11 protein-coding genes are annotated in these 11727 nt (G+C 58.3%); 9 read left to right on the top strand and 2 right to left on the bottom strand.

What is annotated here, in order from left to right; genetic code table 11:
* The first annotated feature begins 117 nt into the window (after positions 1-117).
* The 3 genes from groL (at position 118) to V2B23_RS20790 (ending at position 6699) form a co-directional block, all read left to right on the top strand.
* Positions 118-1740, top strand: a complete 1623-nt coding sequence (groL, locus tag V2B23_RS20780) for a chaperonin GroEL (RefSeq protein ID WP_033235579.1) — start codon at positions 118-120, stop codon at positions 1738-1740.
* Positions 1741-4392: 2652 nt separating this feature from the next.
* Positions 4393-5853 carry a wax ester/triacylglycerol synthase domain-containing protein gene (locus V2B23_RS20785; RefSeq protein ID WP_430952079.1) on the top strand — a complete coding sequence of 487 codons (1461 nt, stop codon included), beginning with the start codon at positions 4393-4395 and terminating at the stop codon, positions 5851-5853.
* A 294-nt stretch (positions 5854-6147) separates the two neighbouring features.
* Positions 6148-6699 (top strand): VOC family protein, encoded by a 552-nt coding sequence (locus tag V2B23_RS20790; protein WP_430952080.1) that lies wholly within the window; start codon positions 6148-6150, stop codon positions 6697-6699.
* Here the strand turns inward: V2B23_RS20790 and V2B23_RS20795 are convergent.
* Entirely contained in the window at positions 6681-7478 is a 798-nt protein-coding gene (locus V2B23_RS20795; protein WP_430952081.1) for an IclR family transcriptional regulator, read from the bottom strand. The two genes, V2B23_RS20790 and V2B23_RS20795, sit on opposite strands and share 19 nt — an antisense overlap.
* A gap of 282 nt (positions 7479-7760) precedes the next feature.
* Here V2B23_RS20795 and V2B23_RS20800 point away from each other — a divergent pair, with 282 nt between their 5' ends.
* The 5 genes from V2B23_RS20800 (at position 7761) to V2B23_RS20820 (ending at position 10396) form a co-directional block, all read left to right on the top strand.
* Positions 7761-9203, top strand: a complete 1443-nt coding sequence (locus tag V2B23_RS20800; RefSeq protein WP_430952082.1) for a wax ester/triacylglycerol synthase domain-containing protein — start codon at positions 7761-7763, stop codon at positions 9201-9203.
* Between the two features lie 220 nt (positions 9204-9423).
* Positions 9424-9615: a hypothetical protein gene (locus V2B23_RS20805; protein ID WP_430952083.1), complete on the top strand. Its 192-nt coding sequence runs from the start codon at positions 9424-9426 to the stop codon at positions 9613-9615.
* A gap of 59 nt (positions 9616-9674) precedes the next feature.
* Positions 9675-9818, top strand: a complete 144-nt coding sequence (locus V2B23_RS20810; protein ID WP_181317466.1) for a hypothetical protein — start codon at positions 9675-9677, stop codon at positions 9816-9818.
* A 69-nt stretch (positions 9819-9887) separates the two neighbouring features.
* On the top strand, positions 9888-10193 hold the full coding sequence (locus V2B23_RS20815) for a hypothetical protein (RefSeq protein WP_430952084.1): 306 nt from the start codon (positions 9888-9890) through the stop codon (positions 10191-10193).
* A gap of 59 nt (positions 10194-10252) precedes the next feature.
* On the top strand, positions 10253-10396 hold the full coding sequence (locus tag V2B23_RS20820; protein ID WP_165826256.1) for a hypothetical protein: 144 nt from the start codon (positions 10253-10255) through the stop codon (positions 10394-10396).
* Positions 10397-10462: 66 nt separating this feature from the next.
* Here V2B23_RS20820 and V2B23_RS20825 read toward each other — a convergent pair whose 3' ends face one another.
* Positions 10463-10666 carry a PspC domain-containing protein gene (locus V2B23_RS20825; RefSeq protein WP_430952085.1) on the bottom strand — a complete coding sequence of 68 codons (204 nt, stop codon included), beginning with the start codon at positions 10664-10666 and terminating at the stop codon, positions 10463-10465.
* A gap of 138 nt (positions 10667-10804) precedes the next feature.
* Here V2B23_RS20825 and ppk2 point away from each other — a divergent pair, with 138 nt between their 5' ends.
* Positions 10805-11719, top strand: coding sequence for a polyphosphate kinase 2 (gene ppk2 / locus V2B23_RS20830; protein ID WP_430952086.1), 915 nt, complete (start codon positions 10805-10807; stop codon positions 11717-11719).
* Positions 11720-11727: the final 8 nt, after the last annotated feature.

Below are 11727 nucleotides of genomic sequence, written 5' to 3' on the forward strand. Positions count from 1 at the left end.
CTTAAGACCGCAGGCTAGATGGGTGACCTAAGCAAAATTCGGTCGCCCTGTGCCGATGAGGTGACCCGACGAGCGGTCACCTTGTGTGTCACCCCCTATCCGGAGGATCACTTCGCAATGGCAAAGATCATCGCGTTCGACGAAGAGGCACGTCGCGGCCTCGAGCGAGGCCTCAATGCCCTCGCCGACGCTGTCAAGGTGACGTTGGGCCCCAAGGGTCGCAACGTCGTTCTCGAAAAGAAGTGGGGCGCCCCCACGATCACCAACGATGGTGTTTCCATCGCCAAGGAGATCGAACTCGACGATCCGTACGAGAAGATCGGCGCGGAGCTCGTCAAGGAGGTCGCCAAGAAGACTGACGACGTCGCTGGCGACGGCACCACCACCGCCACCGTCCTCGCACAGGCACTGGTCCGCGAAGGCCTGCGTAACGTCGCAGCCGGCGCGAACCCGCTCGGCCTCAAGCGCGGCATCGAGAAGGCTGTCGAGGCTGTCACAGCTCGCCTGCTCGAAACCGCCAAGGAGATCGACACCAAGGAGCAGATCGCTGCTACCGCCGGTATTTCCGCAGGCGACCCGTCCATCGGCGAGCTCATCGCCGAGGCAATGGACAAGGTCGGCAAGGAAGGCGTCATCACGGTCGAGGAGTCCAACACCTTCGGCCTGCAGCTCGAGCTCACCGAGGGCATGCGCTTCGACAAGGGCTACATCTCGGCGTACTTCGCCACCGATGCTGAGCGTCAGGAAGCCGTCCTCGAAGACGTCTACATCCTGCTCGTCAGCTCCAAGATCTCCACGGTCAAGGACCTGCTGCCCCTGCTGGAGAAGGTTATCCAGTCCGGCAAGCCGCTCCTGATCATCGCCGAGGACGTAGAGGGCGAAGCTCTCTCCACCCTCGTCGTCAACAAGATCCGTGGCACCTTCAAGTCTGTTGCCGTCAAGGCTCCCGGCTTCGGTGACCGTCGTAAGGCTCAGCTCGCCGACATCGCCATCCTCACCGGTGGCGAGGTCATCAGCGAAGAGGTCGGACTCTCCTTGGAGACCGCAGGCCTCGAGCTCCTCGGCCAGGCACGCAAGGTTGTCATCACCAAGGACGAGACCACCATCGTCGAAGGTGCCGGCGACGCCGACGCCATCGCAGGTCGCGTCAGCCAGATCCGCGCTGAGATCGAGAACAGCGACTCGGATTACGACCGTGAGAAGCTGCAGGAACGTCTGGCCAAGCTGGCCGGCGGCGTTGCAGTCATCAAGGCCGGCGCTGCAACCGAGGTTGAGCTCAAGGAGCGCAAGCACCGCATCGAAGATGCAGTGCGCAACGCAAAGGCAGCTGTCGAAGAGGGCATCGTCGCCGGTGGCGGCGTAGCACTCATCCAGGCAGCTCCCGCCCTGGACGACCTCAAGCTCGAAGGTGACGAGGCAACCGGCGCGAACATCGTTCGCGTTGCACTGTCCGCTCCGCTCAAGCAGATCGCATTCAACGCAGGCCTCGAGCCCGGCGTTGTTGCGGACAAGGTCTCCAACCTGCCCGCAGGTCACGGCCTCAACGCTGCGACCAACGAGTACGAAGACCTGCTCGCTGCAGGCATCAACGACCCGGTCAAGGTCACCCGCTCGGCACTGCAGAACGCAGCGTCCATCGCGGCTCTGTTCCTGACGACCGAAGCTGTTGTCGCTGACAAGCCGGAGAAGTCTGCTCCCGCAGGCGACCCCACCGGCGGCATGGGCGGCATGGACTTCTGAGTCCATCCCCTTAGCTCTACAGGCCCGGTCCACCTTTTGGTGGGCCGGGCTTTTGCGTGGGTGGGGTTGAGTGCGGGTGTGCCGCAGTTTGGCACCCACGTTCACTACTTGATGGTTCGATGTTGCCGGCCGATGAATTTAGTCCGCGGCATCCGGCTTGTCCGAGCGATCGCATCCACTGCCCTGCACGATGTGCGGAAAGGTGTACTCCAATTCGGCGGAGTCCACGGTTTCACGATCTGCATAACGCCGCCCTGCCCGGCGACCCCAGCACTGCATCCGGGGTCACACTTCTCTCCGGATATCGAGTGAAGGGAAAGATTAACGGAACCTCAAACGCATATCTATCTGCCCCATCGAATGCTAACGGTGACTACTGCATGCCGGGTGACCTCGCCATGGCTGGTCTGATTACGTTGGGCGGCACAGTCTCGATTACGAACGTCTACTACGACCCGACGAGCTCGGGAAGCACAGCTTCTCCGGCTGCCTTCTCGGTCAACCACTCAACAATTAACGCGGCGACTTTCAACGATCATATCGACGCCACCAGCTTCCACATTAAGCTGTCGTAGCGCAATTCGAAGGATTGTGTTGGGGCATCGCATTCCTTCGATGAGAACGAAAGGACAAGAATGTCCCTCGATATCTTCGCAGCTCTGAAGTTCCCCTAGCGGGGTCTGTCTAGCAGGGTCGATCGTCGATCGCCGCGGGTTGGAAATGCCTCTGCTCCCTGTGTGAGGGAACACGGTTCAGTTCTTCGTAGCTCCCGGTCTGGGGAAACTTGCTGGGTCTCGATAAGCTGAGATGACATCGAAGTGCCGGTAGGGTAATTGCGACATTCTAATGCTCCACCCCCACCGGCATCGCCCTTCTAGGTCCTCCTATTGGCTAGCAGTTCTCTAGGCGGTGCTGGCAAAAGCTTTGTATGAAGATTCAGAATAGGTTCGATCCTCTTGCCGAGGCGGCAAAGTCGCAACGAGTAGATCCTGCGCTGATCTAGGGTGCAGGCACTTCTCGATGTGCGGTGAAGGTCCGACGGCCTGTAAGCCAAGTCCGCGTAGCTTGATTCTCGGCGAAGAGTTCCGCGGCGACTTCGCGATGCACTCCACGGCAATACGAAGTATCCACTGGGGCTAGTACTTTCGGTGGGTACGAGGGTCGAGGTGCACTCTTGCGCTACTACTTTCGGTGGGTATGAGGGTTGAGATGCGCTCTTGCGCTACTACTTTCGGTGGATACAGAGTGGCTTCCTCTCTGTGGTGTCCAGACCAAACATGATGCGATGCTTCACTAGTCGGGCTCATGTTCCGAAACTTATTGGTAGACAGTCTAAGTAACTGTCCTTGGGGCGAGGCTCGGTGGAGAGTGTGGCTGTGCACGGTTGCTTGAGTACTGCAGGGTGCGGATTTGCATGCTTTCGTTCGGCGACGGCACGGGTGATTTTTCGCAGTTCTGAACACCTGACCAGCGAAAATAGAACAGGTTTCAAAATTGCCAAAAAAACTTTGCCAAAAGTTCGCAAAATCGGACTCGCCTGCATTAGCCTTACCCCAGTCGCAGCCACAGAAGGGGTAAGCCCGCAGGGCTTGTGGCCGCAGCGCCACTGACTTTCCTACGGTGACCTAATTCTGTTGTTGTGTATGCATCAACAGTCCAGGGCAGATGTTCAATATCCAAATGAGCTCTCCAAGATCTACAGAAAGGTGGGAATCGGTATGCTTGTAATGTTTCTCCAGACGGCGGCTACATTGGTTAGTGATTTGATCGGCAATGTATGGTCGGGATCATTCATGCCCGGAGTCGACGGTGTCACGGGTTCGCTGGTTTCATTCATTGAACTCAGCTGATGGAGAATACGAGTTTTTTCCGAACGTTCTTTGACTACAGGAGTGGATGATGGACCTGGGATCGATAGCCGAAATGTTTAAGCCACCGTATGGTGATTTGGTTAAGTCGATAATAGGAATGGTGGCGTTCATGCCGTTCGTGGCATCATTTGACTTCGATTTTCAATGGTGAACTTCAACAATCGTAGCGAGGTGGAGAGATAGTGGATACTGCAAGTTTGATGGGCGTGATCGGGAGTTTTGACGTGGGGTCGCTTACACCCGTACTGGCGAACGTGACCGTAGTGATTCAGAGTGTTTTCTCCGTCATCTCGGCTGCGATCGATGTCGCGGTTAGTGGATCCGTTTCTTCGGCCGGAAGCATCCAAACCGTCCTCGGCTCTGTGGCCGGCCAGTAATAAGGAGAAGAATACAATGTTCGATATATTTCTGGCCTACATTTCTGACTTGGTCAATTTCGGATCGGTTGACCTGGTAGGTACGTTTGGGAAGTTCTTTGACACCCTGTCCGCGGATCCCGGATTTTAGCGAGAGGATAATCTGATGCTTGAAAAATACATGGTTGGAATGGTCTCGTGGTTTTCGGGCGTGCTCGGCCTGGTCTCCACTGGCAGCAAGATGATCAAGGACCCGCCCGCCAAGTAGTCAGGCTGGGGTGGAATGACGACGGCCGTCGATCTACCGCGTGAACTGGTCCTTCCGACCTAAACTCCTGAGATTCCCGAGGTTCCCATTGACCTCGGGAATTTTCGGTTTCAGAAGCATGAATACACCGTCAGGCACCACTACGTGAGGAGCGCCCATGAGACTGTCCAACCTTTCGATTGCAGGAGTCATGCAATTGAATCCACGAGACGCCGACTTCATCTACAACGAAGCCGACGGGCATCTGGGACACCTCATCGGCGTGTATTTTTTCGAAACCTCGCAGCACCCGCAAGCGGAATTCTCAGGGGAACAGGCTGTCGAATGGGTGACCGCGCGACTCGGGCACAATCGAATGTTCACGCAACGCATCCAACGCACGCCACTGGGCCTCGAACATCCACATTGGGTGCCCGACCCAGATTTCGATGTCCGTAACCACGTTCGCGTCACCGATATCACGGAGTCCGGCTGGGCCCCGTTGCAGAAGCCGCTCAGCGCATTGTTGACCTCGAGGATGGACCTGACTCGACCGCCATGGGAGTTGCATTTCTTCAACGGAATAGAGGGGCTCGATGATCTGCCTGGTCGGCTGACGGCGGTGGTGCTCAAATCGCATCACAGTGGCGCTGACGGTATTGCCATCAAGATGCTGGGGGAGGTCATCTTCTCGGATAGGTTGCGGCCGGCCGAGTTCGAGCCCACAGTGCCGTTCTTGAAGGCACGCATGTTGCTCGAGTCGGTGCTGGGCTTTCCGCAGCAATTACTGCGATTTGCGCGGCATGTCCCCGGCAATCGGGAAGCTGCCAGGGCCGTAGACGCAGCCCAGTCCGCCGGTGAGTGGGTCGAGAGCTATCACGAACATCCGGCCACCCGTTTCAACGGCAAGGTGAGTGGATCCGGGACACTGGAGCAGATCACGCTGCCAGGGGCGGAGGTTCGGCAGGTTAAAGCGGCAGTTCCTGGGGCCACAATCAACGATGTTCTGTTGGCAGTCGTCGGTGGCGCACTGGCGCGGTATCTCACCGAAAAGGGAGAGAAGCACAAGGGTTCTCTGGTCGCGATGGTGCCGCGGTCCATGCGCAAGGTCGAGGAGTGGGAGTCGGCAAATCAGTTGGTCACCCTGGCCATCGACATGCACACCGATGTCGAGGATCCGTTGGAACGGGTGGCGAACATTGCGGACTCTGCACGCTCGGAGAAGTCCCGCACTTCTCACCTCGCAGTACGGCGTTTGAATGCCGCAGTGGAGACGGCGCCGGCACCATTGCTGCGGTTGATGGCGTACACGCGGGGGAAAAACTCACACGAACTCAGCCGCCCTCGCTATATGCACACCATGGTGAGCAACATTCCACTCTCCGTCGAGGGGTTGACCTTGAACGGGGCACCGGGCGCGGCAGTGCTCGCTAACCAACCGCCCGTCGACGGCGATGGTTTGCGCCACTTCATGGTCGCCGCATCGGGCGGTGGGCTCACACTGAATGTCATTGCAGACACGGCGTCAATGCCGGATCTTCATCACTACATCGGGCTGCTGCGAGCGAGTTTCGAGGAACTCGAGGCGGCCGCTGGAATCGTGGCGCTGCGGAACGATTCCGCGGAGTTCGCTTCCTGAGAAACATTATTGAGATCCGACGGGCCATCAATCTCCACGATCGCTCGAGCTCTCCGGCGCAAAGGTCTCGTAGCGTTCGCGCAGCGGCGCAGTGAGGCCCATCTGTAGCGGCTCCACGTCGAGCAATCCGCATAGCCGGGCCTACGCAATCGCACTTCGGCCGAGTCCTCGTTCGAGGAGCTGGTTCCGGGTGACAACGTCCACGTAGATACTGTGGCTGTGTCGAAGCCTGTGTGCGGACTTCGGAATGTGTCTGTGGATAACGGCACGGCTGTGTATAGGTGAGGGAGAACAATGGCTATTCGAAGTCTGAACCATGCGGTGCTGTTCGTCTCCGACGTCGAACGGAGTGCGGCGTTTTACTGCGACGTACTGGGATTCGAGAAGCTTCCCGTGAATTTCCCCGGCGGAGCATTCCTGCGGGGCGCGAATTCGGCAAACGATCACGACTTGGGTCTCTTTCAAGCGAGCGCGCCGCGTCCGCGTGACGGCGCGGTTGGTCTCTACCATCTGGCGTGGGAGGTCGAGACGCTGAGCGAACTCGCGCAATGCCGCGATCGGATGCTGGCCGCGAATGCTCTCGGCGGAGCGTCCAACCATGCTGCGACCAAGGCCCTGTACGGACGCGACCCCGACGGAATCGAATTCGAAGTCACCTGGCTTGTGCCGGACGGGCTACTCGACGGTGAACTTGTGCCAGGTGTTGCGTACACCCGCCCGCTGGATATCGCTGCCGAGATCGAACGATACGGCGCTTCGACGCCTGGTGGTCCGCGCACTGATCGTGCGATCTACGCGCAACTCATGGGGCGTACGGAAGAGCAGAATCAGGACGCTTCGAATTGATTCTTGGACCGAAGATCGTTTGCGACGCAGGTATCCCAGATATCGCGCGCTGCGATACGCACGGTTGACACGAGTTGATTCATTTTCATGTCGTCGATGGGTCCGCAGACGGAGAGTGCGGCGCGGTTGCCGTAGTAGTGATCGCGTGGACCGATTGACGTTGCCACGCAGGCAATTCCGAGCACTGATTCTTCACGGTCCATCGCTACCCCGCGGTCGCGGACGCGATCCAATTCTGCGTAGAGGTATTCTTGCGACGCGATGCTGTACTGAGTTGTCGTGCGGAGCGGAGCGCGAGTAACGCTCTGCATCTTGTCTGGTTCGAGATTAGCCAGAATTGCCTTGCCGACAGCGGTGACGTGTGCGGGAAGTCGCGAGCCCACACGGCTGGGGAGTGCTAGTGGCGTTCGTCCGGGGACGCGGTCCAAGTACAAAACGTCACTGTTGTTCAGTGCCGCCAGATGGACCGTCAATCCGGTGGAACGAGCGAGCCGGTTCAAGACGGGCACCGCTCCATGGCGTAGCCGATTCTGATTGAGCGCCCACTGGCCGAGTTCGTACGACTTGCTGCCGAGTTCGTATCGGTGCTCTTGCCGAGTGATCCACCGTTTGGTCACGAGCTGCTCGAGCAATCTGTGTGTGGTCGAACGAGGGATCCCCGTTCGTTGAGTTACCTCGGCGAGCGTGAGTGGCCCTGTGTTTTCGAAGGTTTCGAGGATGGCCGAAATTCGATCGACTACCGACACCGGGTCGTCCACCTTGCGAGTGGTTCTCACCATGAACTCCTGTCCTCGCCGCGAATCTGTGATCGCAGTCACCCTAGTGTTGCCTCGAGCGCGTCAGCAATTGTTCGGCCCAACCAGCGGGAATGAGTGCGGCGGCTCGGCTGAGTGTCGCGTGCACGGTTGCACATAACTCATCGGGGGAGGGCGGGATGTGCCTGCCGACAGGAACTTGTGTGCACTCAGGTCCGGGGGAGAAGCCTGGGCATTCCCCGGATATTTGGACACCTGACCGATAGAATCCGGACAGTCTTCCAGCGTCGGATGTGAGGGGCACACATGATCTTTCGGAACTCGTTGCCAACCGGGGTAGCTCAGTTGGGTCCGCGGGATGCGGAGTTCATCTACAACGAGTCCGAGGGCCACCTGAGTCATATGGTGTGCGCGTACTTCTTCGACACGGCGGGCTACCCGCTGGCAGACATGACACACGCCGACGCGGTTGGATGGATTTCGGAACGGTTCGGCTACTGGCCGCTGTTCACGAGCAGAGTGCAGCGAGTTCCCCTCGACCTGGACTATCCCTACTGGGTGCCGGCGACTGATTTCAATGTCGACGATCATGTGCGGGTGCACAAGGCGTCGGGGCCCGGATGGGCGCCGGTGCGAGCGTTGCTGGGCAAGTCTCTGAGTGCGCCGATGGACCTGACGCGGCCGCCCTGGGAGTTGGAGGTCATGACCGGAATCAGTGGAATCGACGATCTACCCGGCGACCTGACGTTGATCATGCTCAAAACTCATCACAGCGCCGGCGACGGTTTGGAAATCAGGAATCTCACCAACCGATTGTTCTCGGGGCCGGCAAAACCCAAGGCATCCGCGCGCGAGTCGGGGCTGCCGCTCGTGGAGATGATTGGGCGTAGTGTCCTCGGATTCCCGGGACAACTGATCCGGTTCGGGAAGGGGCTCTCGGCGACAAAGGTAGCCGCAGAAGAGATCACGCAGGCCGAGGAATCCGGTGAGTTGGCGAAGTACGTCGCAGACCGTCCGCCGACGCGTTTCAATCACGTCTTGGAGGGTGATCTGGCTCTGGAGTTCGTGACGCTCGACGGGGCTGACATCAAGGCGATCAGAGCCGCCGTGCCAGGGGTGACGGTGAACGATATCTTCCTCGCGGTGGTGGCCGGGGCGCTCGAGAAGTATCTCGAGGGAAAGGGCGAGCGACCGGAACGCCCTCTGGCGGCGATGGTTCCGCGTTCGATGCGGCAGATTGCAGAATGGGAGTCGGCCAATCAGCTCGCGCTCTTGACCGTCGATCTGCACTCCGACGTTGCGGATCCGGTCGAGAAACTGACCCTCATTCGGGATTCTGCGCAGGTGGCGAAAGTGCGTAGCTCGCACCTCGCCGTCCGAAAATTCAGCACACGTATCGAGACGTCACCTGCACCGTTGCTGCGTCTGACGGGACTGGCGAGGCGCCTGAACAAGCTGAATACGGATCGTGAGGTCATGCAGCACACCACGATCAGTAACGTCCCGGTGACGATCGACGGAAACGTGTTCGACGGTGCACCCGCTGTTGCCGTGCTGGGCGGGCAGGCGCCGGTTGACGGAGATGTTTTGCGCCACTTCCTGATTGCCGCGGCCGGTGGGGCTTTGACGCTCAACGTCATCGTTGCCCGGGGTGCGATGCTGGATCCGGAGCACTACGTGGAGTTACTGCGGGAGAGCTTCGACGAACTGCGGCAGGCGGTGGAGTACGACCTGCCCGGCGTCGAATGATTTTCCGGCTAGGTGCTCGGGAGGCCGGAATTGTTGTGGTCTGCAATGAATTTTGACCGGTAAATTGTTTCGAGAATGGAAAAATCGAGTTAATCGTTCATTTCGGACACAGGTTCTAGGATTAACACTAAGGTCGTAGACGACACATCAACGGTGAACCTTCGCCGGAACCGATTCTTTGGCGGTCGGGTGGGGAACCTTCTAGATAGGGAGTTCAGTCATGGGTTCTTTGATGGACATTCTTCTTGGGCCGGACGGGATGGGCACTCAGTTGGGGAGTCTTCTCAACATGCTGATGGGCTTGGATAACTTGGGGGCTAATCTCTTCGGCTCGCTGAGTGACACCTTCGGAGGGATCTCCGGATCTCTCGATACGATTAGCTTTCTTCCTGAAGCTATCCCGCCAGCTTGATCCTGCAATCTGAGCAGTTGGCACATCCACTTCACTGAACAGAGATTTAGGAGTACAACATGATTGAAGGATCCGTCATGGATGCTGCGGGTTCCGTGGGCACCATTATCGGCCAGGGATTAGGCAGTGTCAGCGAAATCGCTGTCAAGGGTCTCACCGCTCTTGCCGAGCTGAGCGGCGGAACGCTGAAAGCCGCCAAGTAGCTCGAAGAGCTTGGTTTTGGGGCCCGGGCGCACAGCGCGTGGGCCCCAAAATGCTCTTTACCTGCGTATTTGCCGTCATTCATCCGGATTGGCAAACAATTTTCCATTTCGCCACTGGAATTCAGTATTGCCGCTAGCGTACTGATAGACAATGTTCGCAAGATTTATGTTGAGGAGTTAAAAATGGGGTCGCTGGTAAATATCCTCGGTTATGTCATGGAGAATGGCGAAACCGCAACTCAAGCACTGGTGAATGTGCTGTTAGGGTTGGATAACTTGGGTGCCAACTTGTTCGGCTCGTTGAGTGACACCTTCGGTGGGGTCTCCGGATCTCTTGATGCAATCAGTTTTGCGCCCCCTGTTGTCGCTCCGTAGTCTTGCAGCCCTGAATTATCTGACCATCACGTAACTGTGTGGATAGAAGGAGAACAAACATGATTGAAGGCTCCGTAATGGATGCTGCTGGTTCCGTCGGCACTCTTATCGGCCAGGGATTAGGCAGTGTCAGCGAAATTGCTGTCAAAGGCCTGACCGCGCTTGCCGAACTCAGTGGCGGAACGCTCAAAGCAGCAAAATAGGTCAAGAGTTTCTATTGTGGGGTCCACGCGTAAAGCGTGGGCCCCGCAATGCTTTTCTCGAACGTCCTATCCCAACGGCATCAGCATCCAGGCTGCAAGATAAACCAAGGCTGCAGTTCCACCGGTGCACACTGCGGCAATTACTGCCAGAACACGAACCAGATTGACGTCGGCGTCAAAGTATTCTGCAATCCCGCCGCACACTCCGGCGAGCATTTTGTTGTCGGTGGATCGGGTGAACGGGCGGGGTGTGTTGCTCTCGAATGTCATGGTTCAAGTCTGGCCTGACCAGGCCACTTCGACCATCGGGAATCACCCCCATCTATCCCTGATCTTCGCCCGGCATCGAACGCGCCCGTTCACCGGGACGTCACCAACTGGTTGCTGTTGATGGCTAGCCTGTCAGGAATGACCGAAATAGCAGAGCGTCGACCCTTCTTCAGCGCCTTCGCAGAGCTGTCGAGTGCGGTGGACCTGACCGACACGACGGCATTCACCGTCGACGACAGTGATGACGACGATCCCGTGTTGCTCACGGCACCAGGCGGTTTCGAGGTCGATACGTGGCGCGAGGGATACCCGTACGACTCGCGGATGTCGCGTGAAGAATACGAGATCGCCAAGCGCCTGCTGCAGATCGAACTCCTGAAGCTGCAGAACTGGTCCAAAGAAACCGGTGCCCGTCACACGATCGTGTTCGAAGGTCGCGACGCCGCAGGCAAGGGTGGCACCATCAAGCGCTTCATGGAACACCTCAACCCGCGAGGCGCACGCGTCGTTGCGCTGGAAAAGCCGTCGGCGCGAGAGTCGACGCAGTGGTACTTCCAACGCTATGTGCAGCATCTTCCCGCTGCGGGTGAGCTCGTGATGTTCGACCGCTCCTGGTACAACCGGGCCGGAGTCGAGCGTGTCATGGGGTTCTGCACGGACGAGGAGCACGAGCGTTTTCTGCGTCAGGTGCCGTTGTTCGAGCAGATGCTTGTCGACGACGGCATCAGCCTCATCAAGTTCTGGTTCTCCGTCTCACCGCTCGAGCAGCGGACGCGGTTCGCGATTCGGCAGGTGGATCCCGTTCGGCAGTGGAAACTTTCGCCGATGGACATCGCCTCCCTCGACAAGTGGGACGCGTACACCGCCGCGAAGGAGGAGATGATCCGCTTCACCGATACGGAGACGGCTCCGTGGACCGTCATCAAGAGTAATGACAAGAAGCGCGCCCGGATCAATGCGATGCGGCACGTTCTCAGCCAGTTCGACTACGACAACAAGGATCACGACGTCGTCGGAACGCCTGATCCACTGGTTGTGGGCAGCCTGGAATAGCAAGACGG

Source organism: Rhodococcus sp. 24CO, assembly GCF_050586165.1.
Lineage (GTDB): Bacteria > Actinomycetota > Actinomycetes > Mycobacteriales > Mycobacteriaceae > Rhodococcus_F.